This is a genomic window from Micromonospora saelicesensis, from assembly GCF_900091575.1.
Taxonomy (GTDB): Bacteria; Actinomycetota; Actinomycetes; order Mycobacteriales; family Micromonosporaceae; genus Micromonospora; species Micromonospora saelicesensis.
Map to the genome: position 1 here is coordinate 29135 of NZ_FMCR01000008.1, position 26481 is coordinate 55615.

Annotated in this window: 20 protein-coding genes; 7 read left to right on the forward strand and 13 right to left on the reverse strand. The window is 73.5% G+C overall.

What is annotated here, in order from left to right:
• Nucleotides 1-28: 28 nt before the first annotated feature.
• A complete protein-coding gene (locus GA0070561_RS28575) occupies nt 29-1603 on the reverse strand; it encodes a leucyl aminopeptidase (RefSeq protein ID WP_091407469.1) in 1575 nt (524 codons plus the stop codon).
• 162 nt (nt 1604-1765) lie between these two features.
• Between GA0070561_RS28575 and gcvT the strand changes: the two genes are divergently transcribed.
• Complete coding sequence (gene gcvT, locus GA0070561_RS28580; protein ID WP_091407472.1) at nt 1766-2896, forward strand: glycine cleavage system aminomethyltransferase GcvT; 1131 nt, start codon at nt 1766-1768, stop codon at nt 2894-2896.
• 139 nt (nt 2897-3035) lie between these two features.
• Here the strand turns inward: gcvT and GA0070561_RS28585 are convergent, their stop codons facing one another.
• The 4 genes from GA0070561_RS28585 to GA0070561_RS28600 all read right to left on the reverse strand — a co-directional run bounded on the left by GA0070561_RS28585 (nt 3036) and on the right by GA0070561_RS28600 (nt 8942).
• Nucleotides 3036-4331 (reverse strand): DUF2314 domain-containing protein, encoded by a 1296-nt coding sequence (locus GA0070561_RS28585; protein WP_091407474.1) that lies wholly within the window; start codon nt 4329-4331, stop codon nt 3036-3038.
• Nucleotides 4332-4398: 67 nt separating this feature from the next.
• A complete protein-coding gene (locus tag GA0070561_RS28590) occupies nt 4399-5172 on the reverse strand; it encodes an adenosylcobinamide-GDP ribazoletransferase (protein WP_091407477.1) in 774 nt (257 codons plus the stop codon).
• Nucleotides 5162-7087 (reverse strand): bifunctional adenosylcobinamide kinase/adenosylcobinamide-phosphate guanylyltransferase, encoded by a 1926-nt coding sequence (locus GA0070561_RS28595; protein ID WP_091407479.1) that lies wholly within the window; start codon nt 7085-7087, stop codon nt 5162-5164. Before GA0070561_RS28595 ends, GA0070561_RS28590 begins: the two co-directional genes overlap by 11 nt.
• A 49-nt stretch (nt 7088-7136) precedes the next feature.
• Nucleotides 7137-8942, reverse strand: coding sequence for a serine/threonine-protein kinase (locus tag GA0070561_RS28600; protein ID WP_091408031.1), 1806 nt, complete (start codon nt 8940-8942; stop codon nt 7137-7139).
• Nucleotides 8943-9086: 144 nt separating this feature from the next.
• Between GA0070561_RS28600 and GA0070561_RS28605 the strand changes: the two genes are divergently transcribed.
• The gene (locus tag GA0070561_RS28605) at nt 9087-9287 is read left to right on the forward strand and encodes a hypothetical protein (RefSeq protein ID WP_091407482.1); all 201 of its coding nucleotides are present in this window, start codon (nt 9087-9089) and stop codon (nt 9285-9287) included.
• Nucleotides 9287-10081, forward strand: a complete 795-nt coding sequence (locus tag GA0070561_RS28610; protein WP_091407484.1) for a site-2 protease family protein — start codon at nt 9287-9289, stop codon at nt 10079-10081. The genes GA0070561_RS28605 and GA0070561_RS28610 overlap by 1 nt, the downstream gene beginning before the upstream one ends.
• A gap of 109 nt (nt 10082-10190) precedes the next feature.
• On the opposite strand, the gene GA0070561_RS28615 is transcribed toward GA0070561_RS28610, so the two are convergent.
• From GA0070561_RS28615 to nadA, 6 genes are all read right to left on the reverse strand, one after another.
• Complete coding sequence (locus GA0070561_RS28615) at nt 10191-11189, reverse strand: aldo/keto reductase family protein (protein ID WP_091407487.1); 999 nt, start codon at nt 11187-11189, stop codon at nt 10191-10193.
• Between the two features lie 44 nt (nt 11190-11233).
• Nucleotides 11234-16204: a WG repeat-containing protein gene (locus tag GA0070561_RS34390; protein ID WP_425255916.1), complete on the reverse strand. Its 4971-nt coding sequence runs from the start codon at nt 16202-16204 to the stop codon at nt 11234-11236.
• A 383-nt stretch (nt 16205-16587) separates the two neighbouring features.
• On the reverse strand, nt 16588-17148 hold the full coding sequence (locus GA0070561_RS28625) for a helix-turn-helix domain-containing protein (RefSeq protein ID WP_091407490.1): 561 nt from the start codon (nt 17146-17148) through the stop codon (nt 16588-16590).
• 194 nt (nt 17149-17342) lie between these two features.
• Nucleotides 17343-17936 carry a DUF3043 domain-containing protein gene (locus GA0070561_RS28630; protein WP_091407492.1) on the reverse strand — a complete coding sequence of 198 codons (594 nt, stop codon included), beginning with the start codon at nt 17934-17936 and terminating at the stop codon, nt 17343-17345.
• 114 nt (nt 17937-18050) lie between these two features.
• Entirely contained in the window at nt 18051-19406 is a 1356-nt protein-coding gene (gene murA, locus GA0070561_RS28635; protein WP_030337972.1) for a UDP-N-acetylglucosamine 1-carboxyvinyltransferase, read from the reverse strand.
• Between the two features lie 212 nt (nt 19407-19618).
• Nucleotides 19619-20818, reverse strand: a complete 1200-nt coding sequence (gene nadA / locus GA0070561_RS28640) for a quinolinate synthase NadA (RefSeq protein WP_091408037.1) — start codon at nt 20816-20818, stop codon at nt 19619-19621.
• 68 nt (nt 20819-20886) lie between these two features.
• Here nadA and GA0070561_RS28645 point away from each other — a divergent pair, with 68 nt between their 5' ends.
• The 3 genes from GA0070561_RS28645 to GA0070561_RS28655 all read left to right on the forward strand — a co-directional run bounded on the left by GA0070561_RS28645 (nt 20887) and on the right by GA0070561_RS28655 (nt 23755).
• On the forward strand, nt 20887-22026 hold the full coding sequence (locus GA0070561_RS28645; protein WP_091408039.1) for a glycerate kinase family protein: 1140 nt from the start codon (nt 20887-20889) through the stop codon (nt 22024-22026).
• A 181-nt stretch (nt 22027-22207) separates the two neighbouring features.
• On the forward strand, nt 22208-22576 hold the full coding sequence (erpA, locus tag GA0070561_RS28650; protein WP_091407494.1) for an iron-sulfur cluster insertion protein ErpA: 369 nt from the start codon (nt 22208-22210) through the stop codon (nt 22574-22576).
• Nucleotides 22577-22774: 198 nt separating this feature from the next.
• Nucleotides 22775-23755, forward strand: coding sequence for a carbohydrate kinase family protein (locus GA0070561_RS28655; RefSeq protein ID WP_091407497.1), 981 nt, complete (start codon nt 22775-22777; stop codon nt 23753-23755).
• Nucleotides 23756-23888: 133 nt separating this feature from the next.
• Here the strand turns inward: GA0070561_RS28655 and GA0070561_RS28660 are convergent, their stop codons facing one another.
• Nucleotides 23889-24122: a sulfurtransferase TusA family protein gene (locus tag GA0070561_RS28660; protein WP_091407500.1), complete on the reverse strand. Its 234-nt coding sequence runs from the start codon at nt 24120-24122 to the stop codon at nt 23889-23891.
• Nucleotides 24119-25270, reverse strand: coding sequence for a cysteine desulfurase family protein (locus tag GA0070561_RS28665; protein ID WP_091407502.1), 1152 nt, complete (start codon nt 25268-25270; stop codon nt 24119-24121). The genes GA0070561_RS28660 and GA0070561_RS28665 overlap by 4 nt, the downstream gene beginning before the upstream one ends.
• Nucleotides 25271-25500: 230 nt before the next feature.
• Here GA0070561_RS28665 and ctaC point away from each other — a divergent pair, with 230 nt between their 5' ends.
• Complete coding sequence (gene ctaC / locus GA0070561_RS28670) at nt 25501-26472, forward strand: aa3-type cytochrome oxidase subunit II (RefSeq protein ID WP_091407504.1); 972 nt, start codon at nt 25501-25503, stop codon at nt 26470-26472.
• Nucleotides 26473-26481: the final 9 nt, after the last annotated feature.

Here is a 26481-nt window from a genome sequence, read left to right on the forward strand (position 1 = left end):
TGAGCAGGGGCCCCTTTCGCGTGTCCCGTCAGCCGTTGGTGGCGACATCCTCGACGAGCTGCACCAGCGTGCGGACCGGAACACCGGTGCCGCCCTTGGTCCAGTAGCCGGTCGGCTCACCCGAGTGGTAGCCCGGCCCGGCGATGTCGATGTGCGCCCACGCCACGTCGTCGGTCACGAACTCGCGCAGGAACACGCCGCCCTGCAGCATGTGACCGGCCCGGTCCATCCCGGCGTTGACCTGCGAGATGTCCGCCACATCCGACTCCATGCCCTTACGGACGTCGTCGGGCAGCGGCATCGGCCAGGCCGGCTCGCCGACGGAGTCGCCGACCACCTTCACCCGGTCGCACAGCTGCGGGGTGCCCATCACGCCGGCCATCCGCTTGCCCAGCGCGATGACCTGGCCGCCGGTCAGCGTGGAGGTCTCGAACAGGTAGTCGGTGCCGTCCGCGCAGGCGCGGGCGATGGCGTCGCCCAGGATCATCCGGCCCTCGGCGTCGGTGTTGAGCACCTCGACCCGCTTGCCGTTGAACATGGTGATCACGTCACCCGGCCGGTAGCTGGTGCCCGACGGCATGTTCTCCGCCATCGGCAGGTACGCGCTGACCGCCACCGTCGGCTTCAGCGCGGCGATCGCCAGCATGGCCGCGCCCACCGCGGCGGCGCCCGCCATGTCGGACTTCATCTCCCACATGCCCTGCGCCGGCTTGATCGAGATGCCGCCGGTGTCGAAGGTGATGCCCTTGCCGACCAGTGCGACCCGCTTGCCGTTGCCGCCGTCCTGCGGGGTGTAGGTCAGCTTCACCAGCCGCGGCGGGGCCTCCGAGCCCTGCCCGACAGCGACGATGCCGCCGTAGCCGCCGGCGGCCAGCGCCGCCTCGTCGAGCACCTCGACGCCGAGGCCCGCCTCGCGCGCCGCGCTGGCGACCGCGTCGGCGAACGACGGCGGACGCAGCTCGTTCGGCGCGGTGTTCACCCAGTCCCGGCTGAGCCGGACCGCGCCCGCCACCGCCTGCGCCCGGGCGATCTCCGCCTGGGCGCTCGCGTCGGCGGCGTCCGGCACCGCGATGAGCACCTCGGCAACCGGCTCCCGCCGGGTCGGCTGGGGTCGGGTCTTGTAACCGGCGAACCGGTACCCACCCAGCAGCGCGCCCTCGGCGACCGCGCGCAGCTCGGCCGACGCGTCCGCGTCGTCCGGCAGCGGCAGCGCCAGCGCGACAGTGGGTGCGCCCGCCAGGGCCCGGATCGCCGCACCAGCGGCCCGGCGCAGCGTCTCCGGGGCCGGGGCGGCACCCGACGGCTCCGGGCCGAGCCCGACCGCGGTGACCAGCGGGGCGGTCACGGTGCCCAGCGTGGCCAGCTTGATGACCTCACCCGCCCCGCCGGTCGCGCCGAGCAGCGCGAGGGTCTCGGTCAGCTTGCCGTCGAACGCGGCCGCGATGCTCTCCGCGCCGCTGGCGAGCAGCAGGGTGCCGGCGAGGCCGCTGGTGGCGCCCTGCTCTCCGGTCTGGCTGTGCACGCCGATCACGATCGCGTCGACGGCGAGCTCGGCCGGGTCGGTGTCGACCAGGCTCAGGTTGGTGGTGCGGGGTGAAGTCACTGAAGCTACTCCGGGCGGGCCGGGCCGGTCGCGGCGTCGCGTACCAGCGGTGAAGGTCTCCGGCGGAACCTACCCGCCGGACGTCATGGCTGTCCCGCCGACAGCGCCAGCGGGCTCCCGCCGATGCTAACCAGCGACGTTGCCCCCGGTAAGTTGCCACCCATGACCGACGTGACCTCCGACGCCGCCGCGACCCGGCTGCGCCGTTCCCCGCTGCACGAGCGGCACACCGCCGCCGGAGCCAAGTTCGCCCCCTTCGGGGGCTGGGAGATGCCCCTGGAGTACGCCGGCGGCGGAGTGCTCAAGGAGCACACCGCGGTGCGTACGGCGGTCGGGGTCTTCGACGTGTCACACCTGGGCAAGGCCCGGGTGAGCGGCCCTGGCGCGGCCGACTTCGTCAACTCCTGCCTCAGCAACGACCTGGGCCGGATCGGTCCGGGCCGGGCGCAGTACACGCTCTGCTGCGACGACGCCACCGGCGGTGTGGTGGACGACATCATCGCCTACCTCTACGCCGACGACCACGTCTTCCTCATCCCGAACGCGGCGAACACCGCCGAGGTGGTGCGCCGGTTGCGCGCCGCCGCTCCCGCGCAGGTGACAGTCACCGACGAGCACGAGGCGTACGCAGTGCTGGCCGTGCAGGGCCCGCGCTCGGCCGAGCTGCTTGCCGCCCTGGACCTGCCCACCGAACACGGCTACATGAGCTTCTCCGCCGCGAGCCTGGCCGGGGTGGAACTGACCGTCTGCCGTACCGGCTACACGGGTGAGCTGGGCTACGAGCTGGTGGTGCCGGCGGAGCACGCGGTCACCGTCTGGGATGCGCTCTTCGCCGCCGGCGCGGCGTTCGAGCTGCGCGCCTGCGGGCTGGCCGCCCGGGACACGCTGCGGACCGAGATGGGTTACCCGCTGCACGGGCAGGACCTCTCCCTGGACATCAGCCCGGTGCAGGCCCGCTCCGGCTGGGCGGTCGGCTGGGACAAGCCGGCCTTCTGGGGCCGCGACGCGTTGCTCGCCGAGAAGGCCGCCGGCCCCCGGCGTACGCTGCGCGGCCTGGTGGCCGTCGACCGGGCCATCCCGCGGCCCGGCATGACCCTGCACGTCGGCGACACGCAGGTGGGTGAGGTGACAAGCGGCACCTTCTCCCCAACCCGCAAACAGGGCATCGCGCTGGCCCTGCTGAACACCGACGCCAACCTGACCGACGGCGACGAGGTCGAGATCGACATCCGAGGCCGCCGAGCCCCCCTGAAGCTGACCAAACCCCCCTTCGTAACCCCCTCAGTGAAGTAACCCCACCCCCACCCCCCACCCCCAGACCCGGTTGATCATGAAGTTATTGCCACGACACGCCGACGGCGGTGGCAACAACTTCATGATCAACGCGGAGAGGTAGCCGGGCGGACCGGGAGTGGGGCGGGTTGGGTGGGGGTCAGCGGGAGGGGGTTGGGGGTTCGCCTGAATCCAGGACTGCCTGGGTCCAGCCGCCTTCTATGACGCCTGTGGCGTCCAGGACGGCCCAGTCGACCACGTCGGACGTCTCCACGACCACGGGGGCGCCGATGCGCACGCTCTGGTCGGTGTTGGCGTCGCTGGCGCTCACGCCGACGATGCGTTCCGGGGTCTCCCACGTGGTGACGCCCGCCCAGACGTACTCCGGGCCGTCGTCCCCGGGCAGGCCGTACTTCACCACCAGCTGTGACTCGGTGGGGAACTGGCCGGCGACGAACCGGGCCCGCGCGTCGTCCAGCGCGGCCCGGGCGGTGGCGACCGCACGGCTCATCGCGTCACCGGAGCGGGCGTAGCGCACGTCCGGCTGGATCCCGGAGAACAGGGTCGCGCAGGCGGCGGCGTAGTAGCGCCCGTCCGGGCCGGGGTGCCCGGCCGGCGGGCGCAGGCTGAGGAACGAGTCGGCCTCCGGGTCGGTCGCCGGGTCCAGTTCGAGGCGGAGCAGCACCGGGGCGGTGGCGCCGTGCTGCTCCGGGTTGCCGTACGCCACCGCGATGTCGTGGCCGGTGACCGTGGCCAGTACGGGCAGCTGCACGAACGCCGGCACCTCCTCGCCGGTGAGCCCGTCGGTCCAGTCCCGCAGCAGTCGGCGGGCCGCCCCGGTCATCACCGCACCCCAGGCGCGGGTGAGGTGGTCCGGCACCCCCTGGGTCTGCAACTCGAGCAGACCGAAGCGGCGCAGCCCCTTGGTGGTGAACCACAGGCCCTCGGTGTCCGACGAGTACGGCACCAGCACCCAGTCGACAAGGCGGATGCGGCCCTGCTCGTCGGGGAGGGAGCGCAACGCGGTCGCCGGGTCGAGGAACTGGAGGCCGAAGACGTCCACCACGTCGCTTCCGACGGATTCCGCCACGGCGGCCGCGACCGCCCGGGCGGCCCACTCGTGCGCGGGTGGCCAACCGGGCCGGTACTCGGCCTGTACGACCACCAGGTGCGTCGCCGCCGCCAGCCGGTCCAGTTGCTCCTTGGTGGCACCGAACGCGGTGAGCAGGTCCGGTGGCAGCTCGGGGAACTCGGTGATCGGCCGGGTGTCGACGCTCATCAGCGGGCTGTCGAGCATCTGCCGGGCCAGCCCGTGCACCGGCTCGGCCAGCCGGCCGGTCAGGGCCGCCACCGCGGTCTTCGCACTGACCTTCGGTAGCCCCGCCATCGGCACCAGGTAGGTCGCGCTGAGCGACTCCGGCACCGGAACGGGCAGGAAGTCGTCCGTGATGAGCATGGTGGGATCCCCCGGTGGCCGCGCCGGTGTTGTCGAGCCGAACGCTACCCGGCCCGCCGGGGCCGGTTCAGCCGGACAGCACCAGACCCAGGTAGACCAGCGTGGTGACCACCTCGACGGTCGCGCCCAGGACGTCGCCGGTGATCCCGCCGAGGCGGCGTACCACGTGGTTGAGCAGCGGTAGCGCGACGGCGATCGCGGCGACGACGGCCAGCGGCCCCTGCCATGGACGACCCGGCACCGTGGGCACCGCCAGCAGCACGACGGCGACCGCGCCGGCGGCCACTGCCACCGGGCCGACAGTGCCGGCGACCAGCGCGCCCAGCCCGTCGGGACGGGCCGCCGGCACTCCCCGCCGGCAGGCCACCGTGACGCCGAGCCGCCCGGCCGCGGTCGCCGCGACCACCGCCGCGAGGCACGCCGGCCAGGACCGACCGGCGAGGTCGGCGAGCGCCGCCGCCTGCACCAGGAGGACGACCACCAGGGCGACCACCCCGAACGGGCCGACGTCCGGCTTCTTCATGATCTCCAGGGCGGCCGCGCCCCGCCGGTACGAGCCGAGCGCGTCCACGGTGTCGGCCAGCCCGTCCAGGTGCAGCCCCCGGGTGAGCAGCGCGGCGACGCCGACTGTCACACCGGCCGCCACCAGTGGTGGGGCGAGCGCCCCGGCCAGCAGCAGCACACCGGCCAGCAGGGCGCCGAGCAGCGCGCCGACCACCGGGGCGAGGGCCATCGCCGTGCCGGCGACCGGGCGGTCGATGCGCCCGGCCCGCACCGGCAGCGTGGTGAACGTGGTGACCGCCAGCCGGGCTCCCGCGAGCAGCCGTGGCTCAGCCGGCACGCCAGCCCGTCGCCGGCTGCTCGTCCGCTCCGGTGCTGGCCGGGCCCGGCCCGGCCGGCTCCGGCTCGGCGAAGTCGGGCTCGGTCGAGTCCGGCTCGGTGAGATCGGGGTCGGCGTAGCTCGGGTCGGTGGACTCCGGCTCGTCGGCGGCCGGGTCGGTGTCGTCCGTGCCGGCCAGCGACGGGTGCACCGGCAGCGCGGCGGACAGCGCCAGCACCGAGCGCAGCAGCGGCAGCGCGACAAGCGCGTTCGCGCCCTCGCCGAGATCCATCCGCAGGTCGAGCAGCGGGGTGAGGCCGAGCACGTCGGCGGCGAGCCGTACGGCCGGGTGACCGCCGTGGTCGGCCAGCAGGCACCAGTGCCGGGCCTGCCCGGCCAGGTCGCGGCTCACCATGCCGGCGGCCAACCCGACCGGCCCGTCGAGCAGCACCGGCACCCGGCGGGCGGTGGCGCCGAGCAGCACGCCGGTGGCCACCGCCACGTCGCCGCCGCCCAGCTCGGCCAGGATGTCCTTGGCGCCGCGCGACGAGCGTCGGGTGCGGTGCAACGCGTCGCGCACCGCCGCGCAGCGGATCATCCACGCCGCGTCGTCGATCTCGCCGGAGTCGGTGATCACCCGACCCAGCACGGCGGGCGGCTCCGCGCCCGCGGTCGCCGCGAGCACCGCCGCGGCCGCCGCCTCGGTGCCGGCGCCGCACGCGCCGAGCACCAGCAGTTGTACGCCGGCGTCGGCGGCCTGCTCGGCCAACCGCCAGCCGTAGCGCAGCGCGGACTCCACCTGCTCTGGCGCGAGGGCCGGTTGGTCTTCGATCGGCGCGGAGGCAGGAGTGTCCACCACCTGGAGACTCGCGCCGCTCTCGGCGGCCAGCCGTGCCAACGCGCCCTGGCCGGCGCGGGCCTGTGCGGCGCGGCGCGCCGATTCACCGGCGACGGTGCCGGCCGCCGCCCCGCCGGCGTGGTCGCCGTGCAGCAGCAGCACCCGCACCGAGCCCCAGGGGGCGGGGGTCGAGGTGCCCTGGGTGGCGGCGGCGAAGCCCACCACCCGGTCCAGTACGCCCAGCCCGGCGCCCGGTACGTCCAGCGTGGTCAGCCGGTCGACCGCCTGCGGGCCGGCGTACTCGTCGGGCATCGGCAGCTCCATGCCGGGCTGGATGACCAGCCCGGTGGACACCATCGGCAACGCCATGGTCGGCGCGGCCCAGGCGTTGCCCGGCTCCTGGGTCGGGATGGCCGGCGGTGTGTGGGTCAGCACGTCGGGCAGCTGCACCTCGGGGGTGGGCTCGGCGTCGGCCAGGCTCGTCACCGTTGGGCTGGCAGCGACAGTCGGCGTGGTCACGGTGGCGGGAGCGGCCGGCTCGGTCGCGGTGGCGACCGACTTGAGCCAGACCGGCTGACCGGCGACGACCAGTACGACCGCGTCGCAGGCGTCGGCGACCGCGCGGTTGGCCGCTCCCAACGCGTCGGTGAACGCCCGGCCCAGCGGGGTGGTCGGCACCAGCGACAGCCCCACCTCGGGGCTCACCAGCACCACCCGGGCGGCACACCCGCGGATCGCCTCGGCCAGCTCGGCGATGGTCGCCACGTCGTCGGCGGGCTGGTGGTCCGGGTCGAGCAGCACCGTCACCCAGCCGCCCAGGTCGTCGACGAGCAGCATCTCGTTGGGCTCGGCGGACTCGAGCACGTCGGCCAGCCGGCGCGGGTCCTCGGTGGTCTCCTCGGTGGTCCAGCTGCCCGGCCGTCGGGCGCGGTGCGCCGCCAGCCGGGTCGCCCACTCGGTGTCCTCCGGGTCGCCCTCGGGCGCGGTGGCGACGTAGCGGACCACCGGCGCGTCGGTGACCAGGGACTCGGCGAACTCGGACTTGCCGGACCGGATACCGCCGAGCACCAGGACCGTGTTCCACCCGTCTACGGACATGCCCGTACCTTAAGGCCGCCCAGGGTCGCGGTGCCTGCCGGCCCGTCGTTCAGTCGCAGTGCTCGAACCCACTGCCGTAACTGACCCCGCCGGTGGAGCCGCCCCACTTGACGCACGTCCCGGCGGCGGTGGCCCGCACCGGTCCGGCGTAGTACTCGAAGGACCCGCTGTCGGTGCTGCGTGCCCGCCCCTGCACCTCCAGGTACGCCGAGGCCGCCGACTTCGCGCCGACCGCGCTGTCCTTGAGGGTGACCACGCAGTTGGTGCCGGTGCCCGCGTGGTACAGCAGGAAGACCCGGCCCTTGCGCTGCCCGTCCCCGCCGGTCAGCGTCGCCGAGTCGATCACCTGGTAGCCGCTGCCGCACGCCTGTGCTGCCGTGTACGGGTTGGGCCGGCCCGACGGGGTGCGGCTGGGCGTCGGTCGACTGCTGGCCGTACCGGTCGGTGTGCTGCCCGGCGTCGTGGTGCGTGGGTCCCCGGCGGCGGTCGGCGCGTCGGTCCCAGCGACGGAGCCGGTCGGCGCGGCGGACGCGGTGCGGCTGGCGCCCGGGACGCCGCTCGGTGAGGGCCCCGCGGTGCTCGCACCTCCGTCGAGGAGCGCGCCGCCGTCCGGGGCCGCCGCCGACCCGCCGGCCAGCGCGGGTGGACTGTCCGCCCCACCCGGCTCCCCGTCGGGTCGTAGGGCCGCCACGGCCACGGCGATCAGCGCGACGACAGCGACAGCGCCGACCCCGACCAGCAGGTGCCGCCCTCGGCCGGACGACCCCTTCCCCAACACGTCCTCCCGGGTCGACCCGGGCTCGCTCACCGGCGAGGCCGCGAAGCCTGCCGGCGTGCGCGCGGCGGCGGTCCCGCTCGGCGCGGGCTGCCCGGTCGGCGTCGGCCCGGCCGAGGGAGTCGGCGGCGCGGGGGTCGGCGCTGCGGGGGTCGGGACCGGCGGGGTGACCGGCAGGGCCGAGGGCGTCCCGGAGCTGGGAGCGGCCAGCGCCCACGGTGGGCGGGCCGAGACCGGAATGCTCGCCAGGGTCGCGTCGCGGGCATCGGCGGCGGCAGCGGCCAACTCGGCCGCGCTGCCAAACCGGTCCTCCGGACGCTTGGCCAGCGCGCGGGTCACCACGGCGGCAACCGCCGGTGGGGTGTCCGCCGGCAGCGCCGCCGGGTCCTCCTGGGCGTGCCGCAGCGCCACCGCGAGGGGGTTGTCACCGTGGAAGGGCGGCTGCCCGGCAAGGCAGAAGTACGCCACCGCGCCGAGCGCGTAGATGTCGGTGGCGGCCGAGACCGGCTGCCCGGTGGCCTGCTCGGGAGACATGTACGAGGCGGTGCCGAGCACCATGTTCGCGGCGGTGAGCCCGGCCATGTTGCGGGACCGGGCGATGCCGAAGTCGACGAGCACCACAGTGCCGTCGGCCTTGACCAGCAGGTTGCCCGGCTTCACGTCCCGGTGCACGATGCCGGCGAGGTGGGCGGTGTGCAGCGCGCCGGCGGCCTGGGCCAGCACGGACATGGTGGTGGCCGGATCCAGCCGCCCCACCGTGCGCACCCGGGCGGACAACGGCTCGCCCTCGACGTACTCCATCACCAGGTAGTCGACCTGGCTGCCGTCGTCGAGCGCGGCCTGCCCCACGTCGTGCACCGGGACCACGCCGGGGTGCCGCAGCGCGGCCAGCATCCGCGCCTCGGCCCGGAAGCGGGCGGTGAACTCCGGATCGGCGACCAGCGACGGCAGCAGCACCTTCACCGCGACCTCGCGCTCCAGCAGCACGTCCGTGCCGCGCCAGACCGCGCCCATCCCACCCGTCGCCACCCGCTCGCCCAGCCGGTACCGGTCGCCGAGCAGCACTCCCCGTGTCAGCACCGAGCCACCGTACCGGCCGGCGTCGATCGAATTGATCCACCCCGTCGGTCCCGCCGGGGCGAGCGAGCGGCCGTTGCGCGCCGGGCCGACTACGCTGGCGAGGGTTCGTCCCACGGGGACTTCAGCGGCGAGGGGAGACGCGGCATGGCGTGGAGCTGGCGGTACGAGGGCACGGACGGCCAGACGGTCGAGGGACCGGCGGAGTCGTTCGGCAGCCAGGCCGACGCCGAATCCTGGATCGGTCAGGCCTGGCGGGAGCTCGCGGCGTCCGGCGTCACCTCGGTCGCGCTCGTGGAGGACGACCGGGTGGAGTACCGGATGAGCCTGTTGCCCACGGCCGAGTGATGGCCTACGACCGCCCGGGCGGTGACGGGCTGGTCCTCGGCGTACCCAAGGCGGCGTTCCGGCCCAGCCCGGTCTTCCTCGGCCTGGTCGCGCTCTTCGCGGTCAGCGGGGTGCTGACCTGGAACGGGTACGGCAGCGTCCGGTTCAACGTGTTCCTCTTCGTGGTGTCCGGCTGGCTGGTGTCGCTCTGCCTGCACGAGTACGCCCACGCGGTGGTGGCCTACCGGGCCGGCGACCGGGACATCGCCCATCGCGGCTACCTGACGCTCAACCCGTTGAAGTACACCCACCCGTTGCTGTCGATCGTGCTGCCGGTGGTGGTGGTGCTGCTCGGCGGTATCGGCCTGCCGGGTGGCGCGGTCTGGGTGGACCGGCACGCCATCCCGGGCCGACTGCGGCACACCCTGGTCAGCCTCGCCGGCCCGGCGACCAACGTGCTGTTCACGCTGGTGTTGGTGGCGGCGGTGCGGCTCGGCACCCAGTCGGATGGTCCGGTGGAGTTCTGGGCCGGGGTGGCGTTGCTCGCCTTCCTCCAGCTCACCGCCAGTGTGCTGAACCTGCTGCCGGTGCCCGGCCTGGACGGCGGCAACATGATCCAGCCGTGGCTCAACCCGCAGTGGCGCAAGATGTACGACCTGTTCGCGCCGTACGGCTTCATCCTGCTCTTCGCGCTGCTGTGGAACCCGCGCATCGGCGGTTGGTTCTTCGACGCGGTCTTCGCGGTCGGTGACCTGCTCGGTCTGCCGTCGTGGCTCTACGCCACCGGCCTGGAGCTGATCCGCTTCTGGCGGTGACCGGTGACCGGTGACCAGGCAGGGTTGACCTGACCCGGCGACCAGACGGACCTGACCTGACCCGGCCCGGTCGGCGCGAGGTGTTCGCGCCGGCCGGGCCGGAACGGCGTCAGGGACGCTGCGCGGGGGACTCGGTCTTCGCCGGGTTCCGCTCGACGATCGGCTCGACGGCGTCGTCGATCGCCTTGAGCAGGTCGGCGTCGAGCTTCACACCGACTGCCTTCACGTTGTCGTGCACCTGCTCCGGGCGGGACGCGCCGATGATCGCCGAGGAGACGTTCGGGTTCTGCAACACCCACGCCACGGCGAGCTGGGCCATGCTGAGCCCGGCCTGCTCGGCGAGGGGCTTGAGCTGCTGGACCCGGGTCAGCACGTCGTCGTTCATGAAGCGGGAGATGAAGCCCTTGCCCGACTTCTCGTCGGTGGCGCGGGAACCGGCCGGCGGCGGCTGGCCCGGCAGGTACTTGCCGGAGAGCACGCCCTGAGCCATCGGCGACCAGACGATCTGCCCGATGCCCAGCTCCTCGCTGGCCGGCACGACCTCGGCCTCGATGACCCGCCAGAGCAGCGAGTACTGCGGCTGGTTGGAGATGAGCGGGATGTGCAGCTCCCGGGCGAGCGGGTAGGCGGCGCGCAGCTGGGCGGCGGTCCACTCGGAGACGCCGATGTAGTGCGCCTTGCCGGAGTGGACGACGTCGGCGAACGCCTCCATCGTCTCTTCCAGCGGGGTGCTGTTGTCGTAGCGGTGGGCCTGGTAGAGGTCCACGTAGTCGGTGCGCAGTCGGCGCAGCGAGCCGTTGATCGACTCCATGATGTGCTTGCGGGACAGGCCACGGTTGTTGCGGCTGGGTCCGGTCGGCCAGTAGACCTTGGTGAAGATCTCCAGGCTTTCACGGCGCTCGTTCTGCAGCGCCCGGCCGAGCACGTCCTCGGCTCGACCCCCGGCGTACCCGTCGGCGGTGTCGAAGGTGGTGATCCCCGCGTCGAGAGCGGCCCGCACGCAGGCGAACGCCGCGTCCTCCTCGACCTGCGAACCGTGGGTGATCCAGTTGCCGTACGAGATCTCGCTGACCATCAGGCCGGAACGGCCCAGGTGTCGGAATTCCATGTACCGACCCTAGCTCCAGTGGATCAACACCGGCGACCGGCGACTCAGAGCACCGGGTTGGCGTCGGTGAGTAGCCGGTCGATCTCCTCCAGCACCTCGGCGCGATCGCGGTGCACCGGATCGATGAGCGGCACGCCGCGCCGGTCCAGCGCGCCCCACCGCCCGTTGTCGCTCTCGATCAGGAACGCCACCGGGTGGATGACCAGCATCGGGTGCGCCGGCGGGACCAGCACAGTGCCGGTGCGGTCCACCACGCCCCTTCGACCCGCCACGTCGACCACCGCGAGCCCCTCGTCGGTGAAACCGTCGATCTGCTGGCCGTCGGCCAACTCGGTGACGAAGCCGTGGTAGCGGGTGGGCACGATGACCCGACCGGTCCGGTCGACCGCCCCCCACCCCTCGCGCCGCACCGCGGCCAGCCCACGCCGGAACGGTCGTACCTCGGCGAAGTTGGGCGCGACCTGCACCGCCCCGGTCGCGTCGATCGCCGTCCAACCACCCTCGCCGACCACCCAGGCCAGGCCGTCGCTGAACGGCTGCGCGGCCCGGAAGGACGGCGGGATCACCGTCGTACCGAGCAGGTTGATCAGCGACCAGCGGTCGGTGTCCGGCCTGCGGACCCAGGCCAACCCGTCGTGGAAGGGCTGCGCCTCGGCGTACCGGGCGGGCACGACCATGTCGCCGTCCTGGCTGGTGTAACCCCACAGCGGCCCGTCGCGGTCCGGCAACGGGGGTCGGTCCCGGTCGAGCACCTCGTCCCGACTCCGGGGGTACGCCCCGAAGCCATCCTTCTCGGCCCGGACGGTGACCGCGTCGAGGGCCACCCGGACCCGGCCCAGCAGTTCGGAGTCGCCCGCGCCGCGCAGGTCGAGCGCCTTCTCGAAGTGCTCACATGCCTCCATGAGCCGCCCCTGGTCGTAACACGACCGCCCGGCGTGCTCGTGCAGCGCGGCCCGCAGCCGGTCGGGCAACTCGACCGAGTTGGCCTGGGCGAAGAGCTGGTCGGCCTCGGCGAAGTCACCGCGCCAGCGCAGCACGTGGGCCAGCCGGGCCTGGGCCAGCGCGGTCCGGCGCAGCTCGCCGGTGGCCTCGGCGTAGGTGAGGGCGAGCCGACCGTCGGCCAGCGCGTCGTCCAGGTCGCCGAGAATCCGCGAGGCCACCGCCCGCAGGCTGAGCAGCCGGGCCCGGGCACGGTTGTCGACCGCCGAGCCCAACTTCTCGGTCAGGCGCCGCCGGATGGCCCGCAGGTCGTCCGGCTCCGTCAGCTCCTCGCGCAGGGTGACCGGGTCCAACCGCCACCGGTACGCGGCCAGCACCTGCTCCGGGTCGCCCGGGTCGGCCAGCGACGGGCGGGTCACCATCGGCGGTGCGTCGTCGGGTGGCGCGGACACCGGCTCGTTGTCCCCGTCCGAGCCGATCCTCGGGCCGGGTACGGCCGAGGCGGGTGGCCCGGACGTCGGCACCACCGACGCCGGCGGCCCGGAGACGGGCGCCGCGGCGGGCGGTGGGGGCGCGGTCATGGGCGTCGCGGCTGGCGGCGCGGAGACGGGCGCTGCTGTGGGCGCTGGCGGCGCGGAGACCGGTGCTCCGGAGTACGGCTGCGCTGAGGCGGGTGGTGCGGAGACGGGTGCTGCGGTCGACGCTGGCGGCGCGGAGACGGGCGCGGTGGAGAAGGGCGGCGCGGAGGCGGGCGCTGCGGTGGGTGATGGTGGCGCGGAGACGGGCGCTGGCGGCGCGGAGATGGGCGCTGTCGCGGACGCTGGTGGTGCGGAGACGGGTGCCGCGGGCGGGGCCGATACCGGCGGTGCCGGAGGAGCGGAGACCGGCGTGACCGAGGCGGGCGGTGCGGAGAACGGCGGTGCCGAGACGGGCGGTGCCGGGACCGGCGGGCTCGTGTCGTCCATAGCCGTGACGTGCAGCGCCGCGTCGCCCCGCCACTCGTCGACTTGCGAGCCGTCCACCGGGCTCGCGCTCGGATCGTCGATCGCGTCCGCAGGCTCGTCGGGTGGCGCGAGTTCGTCCGTCGGGGCGTGCTCGACCGGATCGGTGTCGTCGCTGGGCGAAGCGGCGAAGGGCTGCGGGTCGGCTTCGGTCCGCTGGTGGGGCATCGCGACGACAGGTGCGCCGGAGACGGGCTGGTAGCCGTCCACCGTTCCCGTGTCGAAATCGGGCTGCGGGTCGTCGTCCAGGTCGTCCGCCCAGAGCCGGGGCGCATCGGAGACCGGGTGGGCGGGCGGCGCGGAGACCGGGTCGAATGCGTCGTCTGGTGTCGACCCGCCGGTGTGCTCGTCGGCCACGTCGAGGCGGGTGTCGGCCGTCGGCGTCGACGTCTGCGCGTCCGGTGTCGCGGAGACGCCGGGGTCGCCGGCCGTCGACTCGTCGTCGACCGGGTCGAACGACCGCTGGTCCGTAGCCGGCTCGGCCTGGTCGGACTCGGCGGGCTGAGCGGGGCTGAACCACGCTTCTGGCCCGCGGGTGCCCGGGACGTCGTCCGGCTCGTGAACGGCCGCCACCGGCTCTTCCGAGGGCGGCGGGGGTACGTAGCGGCGCGGCGTACCGGGGGCCGGCGGAAGCGTCGGCGCGACCTCCGCCGTCGGTGGCGGCGAGGCCTCCGGAGCCGGAACCGCGCGAATCGGGTCGGCCGGGGTCGGGTCGGGGCGGGTCGCCGGTGGCGGCGGTGCCTGCCAGGTGGGTGGCGGGGCCACCGACGGGCGTGCGTCCGCCGTCGGGGCCAGTCGTTCCGGCGAGTACGGACGCTGCGGCGCGGCCGGGCGATCGGCGGGGTGCGGCCGCTCCGCCGGGGACGAGCGGTCCGGGGCAGCCGGGCGGCGGTCGGTCGGTGGGGTGCCAGCCAGCGGGTCGCCGACCCTGCGGCGGTCCGGGCCCGGCTCCTCGCCGCGCCGCTGGTCCGCCGGACGGTCCTCGGTGTCCGGGCCGGGGTAACGCGGCGGCGGGGCAGGATGCGCCCCGGACGCCGGTGGCGGTTCGGCCAGCGGCCGGCGTCCCGATGCTGGCGGGGCATCCGAGCGCTCGTCGGCGCCGGGCGGGTCCACCGGTGCGGGCAGGTACTCCAGCCGCAGACGCGCGGCGGGTGGCCCCGAGACGGGCCGGTCGGAGGCGGGCGAGACCGGAACGGCCGACACCGGCCGATCCCAACCGGTCGCGGCGGGGGAGACGGGGGCCGCTGACACCGGTCGGTCCCAGCCACGGCTGGCGGGGGAGTCGGGTGCTGGCGACACCGGTCGTTCCGGGGAGACCGGGGCTGCTGACACCGGTCGGTCCCAGCCGCGGGCGGCGGGGGAGTCGGGTGCTGGCGACACCGGTCGGTCCCAGCCACGGCTGGCGGGGGAGTCGGGTGCTGGCGACACCGGTCGTTCCGGGGAGACCGGGGCTGCTGACACCGGTCGGTCCCAAGCGGGTGAGACGGGTGCTGGCGACACCGGTCGCTCCGGGGAGACCGGTGGGACCGGCATGGCACGGCCGGAGGCGGGCGGCGCCGTCGCGGCCGGGCGTACCTGTCGCTCGTCGTACCGTGCCGGAGTGGCCGCCGGGCGCTCGTCAGGCCGGGACGGCGTGGCGGCCGGCCGGTCGGGCCGGGCGGCCGGCCGCGACGCGATGCCCGGCTCGGCGCTGCGGTGCGGGTCTGTGGTGCGGTGCGGGTCTGTGGTGCGGTGCGGGTCCGCGGTGCGGTGCGGGTCCGCGGTGCGGTGCGGGTCCGCGGTGCGGTGCGGGTCCGGGCTGCCGTGTGGGTCGGCGCGGTGCGGGTCGGTGCGGTGGCCGGGCTCCCGGGTGCGGTCCGAGGTGCGGTCCTGGCGCACCGGACCCGGCGCTGGCCAGGGCAGACTGCCGTCCGACCGTTGGCCCGGCTGTGGCCGGGGCTCGCGGTACGCGTCCTCACGAGGCGCGTCCTCGCGGTACCCGTTGTCGCGGTACCCGTCCGGGCGGGCCTGCTCCCGGGGGCGCCGGTCCGGGTACGCCTCGGCGCGGGCCGCCGCCTCACGGGGCTGGTGCCGGTGCGGGTCGGTGTCGGGCCGCCGCCGGTCGTCGTCGAGACGGGGCTGGTCGGGCAGGTCCGCCTCGGGGCGGCGCCGTCGTCCACCGTTGGGTGAGGGCGCTGCGCCGACCCCCTCGTCCGCGCGGTAGCGCGACTCCGGGCGGCGCAGGTCGTCGGCGGCCCGGTCCGGGTACCCGTCGGCGCGGTATCGCGTGCGGCCGTCCACAGGTGCCCACGGGTCGGCCGCGTCGGCGATGCGGCCGTCGTGGTCGCGGGTGGGTCGGGCGCCGTACCCGTCGTCGGTGTGCCGTTCGTAACCGGCGGCCGGTCGTTCCGGTGTGCCGCGCCGACGTGGTGTGTCGTCCGGCTCGGGCACCCAGCCGGGTTCGGGCCGGGGCGCGGGGGAGACCGGCGGCGTGCCCCGGTAACCCCGGTCCCGCTCGGTGGGCTCCTGCCGGGGACGGCGGCTGTCGTACCGCTCGGGGGTGGGCTGGTCCCGGTGCCAGGCGGCTTCCCGCGCGGGCCCCCGCTCGTCGGCGGGGCGTCGGTCGGACCAGGCGGTACGCCGGTCCGACTCGGGCGAACGGCGGTCGTCGCGGCGGGGTGGCTCGGGCAGCGGACGACGGTACGGCTCGTGGTCGTAGTGGCGGGAGTCGGCGCTGTCGGGCCGGCCGTAGGCGGAGGTGTCCGCCGAGCGCTCGTCGCCGCGGAGTCGTCCGTAGGCGGGTGTCTCGCCCGGCTCGTCGTCCACCCAGGAACGGCCGTGCGGTGCCTGTTCCTCCGGTGGTTCGTCGGACCAGGACCGGCCGAGGTAGGTGCCGTCCGGGCGGGTGGGCGCCAGCGGTGGCACCTCGGCGCGACCGGACACCGTCGCGCGGCCGCGCGGTGGCGGCTGGTGCGGCATGCCGATGTCGCCGGCGTAACGCTGGCCGGGGAACTGGGGGTGCCACTCGGTGGTCGGCTCGACCACCCAGGACGGTTCGTTCGGGTCTGACCACCGGTCGGTGTAGCGGCCGTTCATCCGTCGAGCCCGTCGCCACACCCGGCCGCTGGGCCGATTCTCGCCGAGGGTGAGCTGTCCGCAGCCGCCGTCGGGGGACCGCTGGGCGTCCGGTCGCCGCCTGCCACGCCCCGGTGGCCGGCTCGCGTCCGCTCGCTCACGCGTTGTCACCTCGTTGCAAATTGTCGCGCTGGGGCCGCACGTGCCGGTCAGATCGCCGCTCCGGCAGGCCGTGGCTGCGGATGGAGGGTAACGGCGTGGGCTCGCTCACCGCCACTGTGGTGCCGCCCACCGGCGCAAACGTTATCCCATTGGTTTCGGACATTTGGTCCTATAAGCGAATCTGGTCTCCGACCATACCGCACTCGAAGACCGCCCGGCTGCGGCGGGATCGCCGTCCTCGTTCAGGGGTGCTCCATGATGAGGACGGCGAACGTACCGGGAGCGAGCGCCTCGTAACGGTGCGGCGCGTCGCCGGGGAAGGTGGCGTAGTCGCCGGGTTCGAGTTCGACCGGTGTCGCCTCGGGCCCCACCCGCAGCCGGCCGGCAGCGACCACCACGTGCTCGATACTGCGCGGGGTGTGTCCCTGCCCGGCTCGGACCGCGCCCGGCTCCAGCCTGATCAGGTAGACGTCCCGGCGCAGGTGCGCCGCACCGGCGCTGAGCAGCGTTCCGCTGAAGTCGGCCTGCTCCGAGCGGACGTGCGGCCCGTCCCCGGCCCGAATGACCCGTACGACGTCGTCGACCGGCTCCACCAACCGGCTGAACGGCACACCGAGTGCGACGCCCAGCGCCCAGAGCGTCTCCACGCTCGGGTTGCCGGTGCCCGACTCCAGTTGGGAGAGGGTGGACTTGGCCACGCCCGCCCGGCGGGCCAGCTCGGTCAGCGAGATGCCGACCCGTTCCCGCTCCCGGCGCAGGGCGGCGGCGATGGTGGGCAGCGGGGCAGCCGGTTCCGAAGGCATGCCTTCGCTCCATTGGGTCGAACGTTCGGTGTGGCGAACAACGGCAACCCGTTCAGCATGATGAACGCGCGGCAAGATCCGCGCAGATACGGCGAAACTGCTGCCTCGGAGATGTCTGAGGCAGCAGTTTCGCTGAAGTCGTGCCGATCTTGCGGGCGCGGGCGCGGGCGGGTGCGGGCGTGGGAGCCCGGGGGTCAGACCTTGTCGCCCAGCTTGACCTGGGGCGCCGGAGCGCGCATCCGCCGGAAGGTGATCGACCGCATGACCGCGTAGAGGAAGAGCGAGCCCATCCGCTGGTCGGTCTTCGGGAAGCGCTCCCGGACCAGCTTGCTGATCTTGCGGCAGATCAGCACCGAGTCGACGACCACACCCAGCGCCAGCGCGCCCCAGAGCACGTTGGAGATCAGTCGGACCAGCGGCGGCATGGCCGCGTTCGACCCGACCAGCACGATCAGCGCGCCGCCGAAGAACCAGGTGCCGACGGTACGCCGGGAGTCGACCACGTTGCGGGCCAGCAGCCGCTCCGGGCCACGGTCGCGGGGGCCACCCTCGCGGCGGAACTCCGACGCCGCCTCGGCGCGCAGTTGACGGCGACGCTCCCGCTCCTCCTCCTTGGTGAGGGGACGAGTGGGGCCGGCCGGGCGACGGCCGACGGTCGGCCGCTTGGGCGTCTCCCGACCCTTGGCCGGGGTGTAACCCCGGGAACGCTCAGCGGTCTCCTCGGGGGTCACCGAGGTGACGGCCTCGTCGACGAGGTCGGTGGACTTGCGGCGAAAGAGCGACGGCACGCGGCAAGGGTAGCCAACGGTCCGCGCCCGCTGCACATCGCGGTACAACGACCGACGGCTCCAGGTCGCAGCGTGACCTGGAGCCGTCGTAGTCGAACGATGGGGTGACCGAGGTTACGGACGCTCGGCGTGCGCGCCCAGGTCGGCGAGCTTCGCCTCGAAGTCCTCGTAGCCCCGGTTGATCAGGTCCACGCCGTACACCCGGGAGGTGCCCTCGGCCGCGAGCGCCGCGATCAGGTGGCTGAACCCGGCCCGCAGGTCCGGGATGACCAGATCGGCGGCGTGCAGCTTGCTCGGTCCGGCGATCACTGCGGAGTGCTTGAAGTTACGCCGGCCGAAGCGGCACGGGGTGCCGCCGAGGCAGTCCCGGTAGACCTGGATGTTGGCGCCCATCGAGTTGAGGGCCTCGGTGTAGCCCAGCCGCTGCTCGTAGACCGTCTCGTGGACGATCGACAGGCCGCGGGCCTGGGTCAGCGCCACGACCAGCGGCTGCTGCCAGTCGGTCATGAAGCCGGGGTGCACGTCGGTCTCCAACGCCACCGCGTTCAGCTCGCCACCCGGGTGCCAGAAGCGGATTCCGCCCTCCTGGCCGGGGTCGCCCAGCTTCGGCGCGCGGGCGTCGGTGACCTCGTACTCGCCGCCGACCGAGCGGAAGATGTTCAGGAAGGTCATCATGTCGGCCTGCTGCGCGCCCAGCACCTCGACGTGACCACGGGTCGCCAGGGCGGCGGCCGCCCAGCTCGCCGCCTCGATCCGGTCCGGGATCGGCCGGTGGGTGTAGCCGTGCAGCTTGGGCACACCCTGAATCTCGATCACCCGGTCGGTGTGGACCTTGATGATCGCGCCCATCTTCTGCAGGATGCAGATCAGGTCGATGATCTCCGGCTCCACCGCGGCGTTGCGCAGCTCGGTGACGCCCTCGGCCATCACGGCGGTCAGCAGCACCTGCTCGGTGGCGCCGACGCTCGGGTACGGCAGGGCGAACTTGGTGCCGTGCAGCCCGTTCGGCGCGGACAGGTGCAACCCCTCGGGCCGCTTGTCGACAGTGGCACCGAACTCCCGCAGCGCCTGCAGGTGGAAGTCGATCGGGCGCGGGCCGATGTGGCAGCCACCCAGATCCGGGATGAACGCGTGCCCGAGGCGGTGCAGCAGCGGGCCGCAGAACAGGATCGGGATCCGGCTGGAGCCGGCGTGCACGTTGATCTGGTCGGTGCTGGCGCTCTCCACGTTCGCCGGGTCGAAGACGAGCTCGCCGTCCTCGGTGCCGTCGGTGACCTTGACGCCGTGCAGGCCGAGCAGACCTCGCACCACCTCGACATCGCGGATCTTGGGCACGTCGAACAGCCGGCTCGGGCTGTCACCGAGCAACGCGGCGACCATCGCCTTCGATACCAGGTTCTTCGCGCCGCGCACGCGGATCCGCCCTTCGAGCGGAGTACCTCCGTGCACAACCAGGACGTCGTCGGTCAACGCAACCTCCAGCGCGTCGGTGCTGCCGTGTTGATGGTGGGGTGCCTGAACCTTGTCGCTACCCCGGATGCGGCCATGTCGAAACGGCCCGCGTGTGTCGTCGCTTGGGCAGCATAGCCCTCGGTGACGAAAAAGGACTCGGTCACATCGGCGTGTGTGGCATTAATCGGTGATCCGGCACTTTTGCGTACCAAGAGCGCTACGGATCGTGATCAGGACGCCGTCGGCGGCGGAGTGTCCGCGCCGGGCAGCGCGAGCATCTGATCAAGCGCGACCCGGGCGTGGTACGCGGTGTCGGCGTCCACCGTGATCTGGTTGACGACCCGGCCCGCGACCAGCTCCTCCAGGGCCCAGACCAGGTGCGGCAGGTCGATCCGGTTCATCGTCGAGCAGTAGCAGACGGCCTTGTCCAGGAACATGATCTGCTTGTCCGGGTGCGCCAGCGCGAGCCGGCGGACCAGGTTCAGCTCGGTGCCGAGCGCCCACGCCGAGCCGGCCGGAGCCGCCTCGATCGTCTTGATGATGTATTCGGTGGACCCGACGTGGTCGGAGGCCGTGACCACCTCGTGCCGGCACTCCGGGTGGACCAGGACGTTGACCCCCGGCACCCGCTCCCGTACGTCGTTGACGCTCTCCAGGGTGAACCGGCCGTGCACCGAGCAGTGCCCCCGCCACAGGATCATCTTGGCGTCGCGCAGCTGCTCCGGGGTGAGCCCGCCACCGGGCTTGTGCGGGTCGTAGAGCACACAGTCGTCCAGCGACAGGCCCATCTCCAGCACCGCGGTGTTACGGCCCAGGTGCTGATCCGGCAGGAAGAGCACCTTCGACCCCTGCTCGAAGGCCCAGTCCAGGGCGCGCTTGGCGTTGGACGAGGTGCAGACCACGCCGCCGTTGCGGCCCACGAAACCCTTGATGTCGGCCGAGGAGTTCATGTACGTCACCGGCACGGTGTCGCCGGCGATGCCCAGCTCGGTCAGCGTGTCCCACGCGGCCTCGACCTGGCCCAGCACCGCCATGTCCGCCATCGAGCAACCCGCCGCGAGATCGGGCAGGATCACCCGCTGGCTGTCGGTGGTGAGGATGTCGGCGCTCTCGGCCATGAAGTGCACGCCGCAGAAGACGATGTACTCCGCGTCCGGGCGGGCCGCGGCCTCCCGGGCCAGCTTGAACGAGTCGCCGGTCACGTCGGCGAACTGGATCACCTCGTCGCGCTGGTAGTGGTGCCCCAGCACGAAGACCTTGCTGCCCAGCTTCGCCTTCGCGGCGGTGGCACGGGCCACCAGATCCGGATCGCTGGGCGCCGGCAGGTCGCCCGGACACTCCACGCCGCGCTCAGTGTCGGGGTCGCTGCCCCGGCCGAGCAGCAGCAGAGCCGTCGCCGTGTTGGAGGGTTCCACCCAGGTCGAAGTCACGTAGCCCATGGTCCCACAGCGCGAGCGCGACGCAGCCTCGCTCGGTGTGGGCTGCCACACTGCTCGGCATGCGCGTGCTGCTCTGCCCGGACAAGTTCGCCGGCACCCTGTCCGCACCGGAGGTGGCCGCCTCCGTCGCCGCCGGTTGGCGCACCGTCACCGACGGAGACGAACTGCTGATCCGGCCCCTCGCCGACGGCGGACCGGGCTTCGTGGAGGTGCTCGCCGAAGCCCTCGGCGGCCGCCGCGTGGCGGTGCCGACGGTCGACCCGCTGGGCCGGCCGGCGGCCGGTGAGATCCTGCTCACCGCCGACGGCTCGACCGCCTACCTGGAGAGCGCGCAGGCGTGCGGCCTGCACCTGCTCTCCGCGGCCGAGCGCGACCCGAAGACCACCACCTCGTACGGGCTGGGTCTGTTGGTGGCCGCCGCCGTGGAGAGCGGCGCCCGCACGGTGGTGATCGGGCTGGGTGGCTCCGGCACCAACGACGCCGGCGCCGGAATGCTCGCCGCGCTGGGCGTGACCCCCCTCGACCAGGGCGGTGCCGCGCTGCCGTACGGCGGGGCGGCGCTCGCCGCGGCCGACGCGCTGGACGGCGCGCCCCGGCTGCGCGGCGTCCGGCTGGTCGCGGCCACCGACGTGGACAACCCTCTGCTCGGCCTGCACGGCGCGAGCAACGTGTTCGGCCCGCAGAAGGGCGCCGACCGCGCCGACGTGCTGCTGCTCGACGCGGCCCTGGAGCGTTTCGCGGCGGTGCTGGAACGGGACCTGGCCGGTTGCCCGGCGGGGCTCGGCACGCTGCCCGGGGGCGGTGCCGCCGGAGGCATCGGCGCGGCGCTCCTCGCCCTGGGCGGCGACTGCGAGTCGGGGATCGGCCTGGTCACCCGGGCCACCCGACTCGACACCGCGCTGGACACCGCCGACCTGGTGATCACCGGTGAGGGGTCGTTCGACCACCAGTCGCTGCGCGGCAAGGTCGTCGCCGGGGTGGCCGGCGCCTCCCGCGACCGGGGAGTGCCCTGCGTGGTGGTGGCCGGGCAGGTGAGCACCGGCCGACGGGAGGCCGCCTCGGCCGGGGTGACCGACGCGTACAGCCTGGTGGAGCACTTCGGCGGCGAGGAGGGCGGCGGGCTCGACGCGGCGCTGAGCCGGCCCGCAGAGGGGTTGCGCGAACTGGGTGCCCGCCTGGCCCGGCAGTGGAGCCGCTGAGCGTCCCGACCGCCCGCGCCCCCGCCCCGACCGAGGGCCGACCTGCGGCGGGGGTCACGCCACGCGGGTGAGCCCGGCCAAGGCGGCGTACGATCGGTTGAGGACCACAACCGGGAATCACTGGACGACGCGCGACGTTGGCCAGTGCGTCCGGACCCAAACCGCGCAGGGAGACTTCCACGTGACCACGCCAGCGCAGACCGAGTCGACCGAGGCCAAGGCCCCTACTTCCGTCGTCCTCACCGACGTCGCGGCGCAGAAGGTCAAGGCCCTGATCGAGCAGGAGGGCCGCGACGACCTGCGGCTCCGCGTCGCCGTGCAGCCGGGCGGCTGCTCCGGCCTGCGGTACCAGCTCTTCTTCGACGAGCGTTCGCTCGACGGTGACGTCGTGACCGACTTCGGTGGTGTCGAGGTCGTCGTCGACCGGATGAGCGCCCCGTACCTTTCCGGCGCGACGATCGACTTCGCCGACCGGATCGACGCCCAGGGCTTCACCATCGACAACCCCAACGCGGGCAGCTCCTGCGCCTGCGGTGACTCGTTCAACTGAGTCACACCACACACCAGCGACGATGGGGCCGTTCTTCGGGACGGCCCCATCGCCGTACCGGTCGGCGGTCGCACCGGCCGGGGAACGGTCTCGAAGGGGGCCGTGGCGGGCTGGTTGCCGTTGTCCGACCGAGCGGTGACCATCGGGTTGCCGTCCCGGTAGGCTGACCGCGCCCTGCTCCCGACCCCGAGGGTTGACATGAAGATCGCCGTCACCGGCTCGATCGCCACCGATCACCTGATGAGCTTCCCCGGTCGCTTCGCCGACCAGCTCATCGCCGATCAACTGCACAAGGTGTCCCTCTCCTTCCTGGTGGACGACCTGGTGCTCCGCCGCGGTGGCGTGGCGGCGAACATCTCCTTCGGGATGGGTCAGCTCGGGCTGCGCCCGGTGCTGCTCGGCTCGGTCGGCGCCGACTTCGCCGACTACCGTTCCTGGCTGGAACGCCACGGCGTGGACTGCGACTCGGTGCACGTCAGCGAGGTGGCGCACACCGCCCGCTTCGTCTGCACCACTGACACCGACATGTGCCAGATCGCGTCGTTCTACGCCGGTGCGATGAGCGAGGCCCGCAACATCGAGCTGGCCCCGGTCGCCGACCGGCTCGGCGGTCTGGACCTGGTGCTGGTCGGCGCCAACGACCCCGAGGCGATGCTGCGCCACTCGGCCGAGTGCCGCACCCGCGGGTACGCCTTCGCCGCCGACCCGTCCCAGCAGCTCGCCCGGATGCCCGGCGAGGACGTGGTGGCGCTGATCGAGGGCGCCGAGTACCTGATGACCAACGACTACGAGAAGTCGCTGTTGCAGAGCAAGGCGCAGCTCAGCGACGACCAACTGCTGGACCTGGTCAAGGTGCGGGTCACCACCCTGGGCAAGCACGGTGTGGAGATCGCCGGCCGCGGCATCGACCCGATCCACGTACCGATCGCGCGGGAGATCCGCGCGGTCGACCCGACCGGCGTCGGCGACGGCTTCCGGGCCGGCTTCTTCACCGCGCTCTCCTGGGGCCTCGGCCTGGAACGCGCCGCCCAGGTCGGTTCGTTGCTGGCCACGCTGGTCCTGGAGACCGTCGGCACCCAGGAGTACGACGTCCGCCGCGACCTGTTCGTCAAGCGGCTCGCCGAGTCCTACGGCGACACTGCGGCGGAAGAGGTCCGCCCCCACCTCCTCCCGGCGTAATCTACCGCCCCCACCCCGGCGATCTTGCACTTTCTGTCGCCGTATCGCGGCTTCTGCACCGCTTTGTCCCCGCAGAAACTGCAAGATCGCGGGGGTGTCGAGGGGCGAGGGGGGGTCGCGGGGTGGCGCGGGGTTAGTGGGTGCGGCGTACGTCGTAGGCGGGGCCGTCGGGGCCGTTGACGGAGCCGAGGAACTCCTGGCCGCGCATCCGGCACCAGGCGGGGATGTCGACCGCCGCCGCCGGGTCGTCGGCCAGCACCCGGACCACAGTGCCGACCGGCACCTCGGGCATCCGTCGCGCCGCCGCGATCACCGGCAGCGGGCAGCGTTGCCCCCGGCAGTCGATCACCTCGTCCGGCATCGTCACAGCCCCACCACCCCGGCCTCGGCGCGCAGCCCGGCGACGATTCCCGGCAGCTCGGTCAGGAACCGCTCCACGTCCGCCTCGGTCGTCTCCCGGTGCAGGCTGACCCGCACGTTGCCGTGCGAGAGCACACCCATCGCCTCCAGCACGTGCGACGGACGCAACGTGGACGAGGTGCAGGACGAGCCGGACGACACGGCGAACCCCCGCCGGTCCAGGGCGTGCAGCAACGCCTCCCCGTCGACGTACAGGCACGAGAACGTGACCAGGTGGGGGAGCCGGAGCACCGGGTCGCCGACCACCTCCACGTCGGGCACCTCCGCCGCGACCCGCTCCCGGACCCGGTCCACCAGGGGGGCCAACCGGGCCGCCTCGGCCGCCGCGTCGGCCGCTGCCGCCCGCAGGCTCGCCGCCGCCGCCACGACCGCGGGCAGGTTCACCACCCCGGGGGTACGTCCGCTCTCCCGCTCGTCGGCCGGCCAGGGTGACTCCCAGCGAACGCCCTTCCGGACCGCCAGCACCCCCACGCCGGGTGGCCCACCCCACTTGTGGGCGCTCGCCGTGAGCACCGACCAGCCGGCCGGCACTGGCACCCGGCCCACCGACTGCGCCGCGTCCACGTACAGCGGCACACCCACGTCGACGCACGCCGCCGCCGCCTCGGCGACCGGCTGCACCGTCCCCACCTCGTGACTGGCGGTGATCAACGCGGCCAGCGCGACCCCCGGGGCCCGAACGGCGGTCGACCACGCGGTCAGGTCCAGCCGGCCCGACCGGTCGACCGGCACCACTGTGGCGGTCCCGCCCGCGCCGACATGTCGTTCCGCCGCGTGCAGTACCGCCGAGTGCTCGATCGCCGAGTGCACCAGCGTCGACCCGACCCGGCGCCGCCCCGTCAGGCCGCCGAGCACCGCGCCGTGGGCTGCTGTCGTACCACTGGGGGTGAAGGAGACCTCATCGGCGCGGACGCCGAGCGTCAGCGCGGTGGCCTCGCGGGCGGCGTCGAGCAGTTGCCGGGCCCGCCGGGCCTGCGTGTACAGCTTGCCCGGGTCGGCCCAGCCGTCGTCGAGCGCGGCCAGCAGAGCCTGCCGCGCGACCGGATGCATCGGCGCGGCGGTCGCCGCGTCCAGGTAGACCGGGGATGCGCTCACAGACCTGCCTTCGTTCGCGGCTGCGGGGCTCGCGACCCCGGCTCGCTCCTCGCGCTCACAGACCAAGACGCTATCGCGGCGGTATGCCTAGGATCCCCCCGATGGGGGTCGGACAGTGACCCCACCACGGCCGAGTCCGTCATGGTCGAGTAATCTGCGACCGTCGGTGACGCCTTTGCCGCGGGTGCTGAGGAACGACGCACCGCGGCGCGCTAGGGAGGCAGGACCAGGTGGTCGCAAGGAGTTCGGAGGTACGGCCGTCGGCCGTACGGCACAGCGCTTCCCCAGGGGTTGGTGGACGCCGGGGGCGTGGTGCTGGTCGCCTGGCCGGGCTCGGTCTCGGTGGCGTGGCGTTGCTGGTTCTGCTCACGGGCTGTGACGTGGGTCAGACGTTCGACGGCTTCGGCTGGCCGCAGGGCGGCATCTCGCCGGAGTCGAAGCGGATGTACGACCTGTGGATCGCCTCCTGCATCGCCGCGCTCGCGGTCGGCGTCTTCGTGTGGGGCCTGATCTTCTGGTGCGTCGTGCGCTACCGCAAGCGTGGCAACGCGCTGCCGGTGCAGACCCGCTACAACATGCCGATGGAGTTCCTCTACACCATCGCGCCGATCCTGATCGTCTCGGTGCTCTTCTACTACACGGCGATCGTGCAGACCGACGTCGACAAGTTGTCGAAGAACCCGGACGTCACGGTCGAGGTCGTCGCGTTCAAGTGGAACTGGCAGTTCAACTACCGGGACGGCCAGGGCACGGAAGCCCGCACCACCGCGTCGACGCTCGGCACCAGTGAGGTCATCCCGGTGCTGGTGCTGCCGACCAACCGGTCCATCCGGTTCGAGGAGACCAGCCGCGACGTCATCCACTCGTTCTGGGTGCCGGAGCTGCTCTTCAAGCGGGACGTCATGCCGGGCAAGATCCGCAACGTGTTCGAGGTCTCCAGCCTGGACGCCGAGGGTGCCTACGTCGGGCGCTGCGCCGAACTGTGCGGCAGCTACCACGCGTTCATGAACTTCGAGCTGCGGGTGGTCTCGCCGGAGAAGTACGACCAGTTCCTCGCGGCCAAGCAGAGCGGCAAGTCGACCCAGGATGCGCTGTCCGCGATCGGTGAGCAGCCGTACGCGACGACCACGCAGCCGTTCGACACGCGGCGGACGCAGGACAACTTCAACCCGGACGACGTTCCGGCCCGCACGGGAAGCTGAGGCAGCCGC

Bases quoted from the DNA above. Each gene is read 5' to 3' on its own strand.
- gcvT (WP_091407472.1), top strand. From the start codon at position 1,766: ATGACCGACGTGACCTCCGACGCCGCCGCGACCCGGCTGCGCCGTTCC.
- GA0070561_RS28585 (WP_091407474.1), bottom strand. From the start codon at position 4,331: ATGCTCATCACGGACGACTTCCTGCCCGTTCCGGTGCCGGAGTCGCTC.
- GA0070561_RS28595 (WP_091407479.1), bottom strand. From the start codon at position 7,087: ATGTCCGTAGACGGGTGGAACACGGTCCTGGTGCTCGGCGGTATCCGG.
- GA0070561_RS28605 (WP_091407482.1), top strand. From the start codon at position 9,087: ATGGCGTGGAGCTGGCGGTACGAGGGCACGGACGGCCAGACGGTCGAG.
- GA0070561_RS28610 (WP_091407484.1), top strand. From the start codon at position 9,287: ATGGCCTACGACCGCCCGGGCGGTGACGGGCTGGTCCTCGGCGTACCC.
- GA0070561_RS28615 (WP_091407487.1), bottom strand. From the start codon at position 11,189: ATGGAATTCCGACACCTGGGCCGTTCCGGCCTGATGGTCAGCGAGATC.
- GA0070561_RS34390 (WP_425255916.1), bottom strand. From the start codon at position 16,204: ATGAACGGCCGCTACACCGACCGGTGGTCAGACCCGAACGAACCGTCC.
- GA0070561_RS28625 (WP_091407490.1), bottom strand. From the start codon at position 17,148: ATGCCTTCGGAACCGGCTGCCCCGCTGCCCACCATCGCCGCCGCCCTG.
- GA0070561_RS28645 (WP_091408039.1), top strand. From the start codon at position 20,887: ATGCGCGTGCTGCTCTGCCCGGACAAGTTCGCCGGCACCCTGTCCGCA.
- GA0070561_RS28655 (WP_091407497.1), top strand. From the start codon at position 22,775: ATGAAGATCGCCGTCACCGGCTCGATCGCCACCGATCACCTGATGAGC.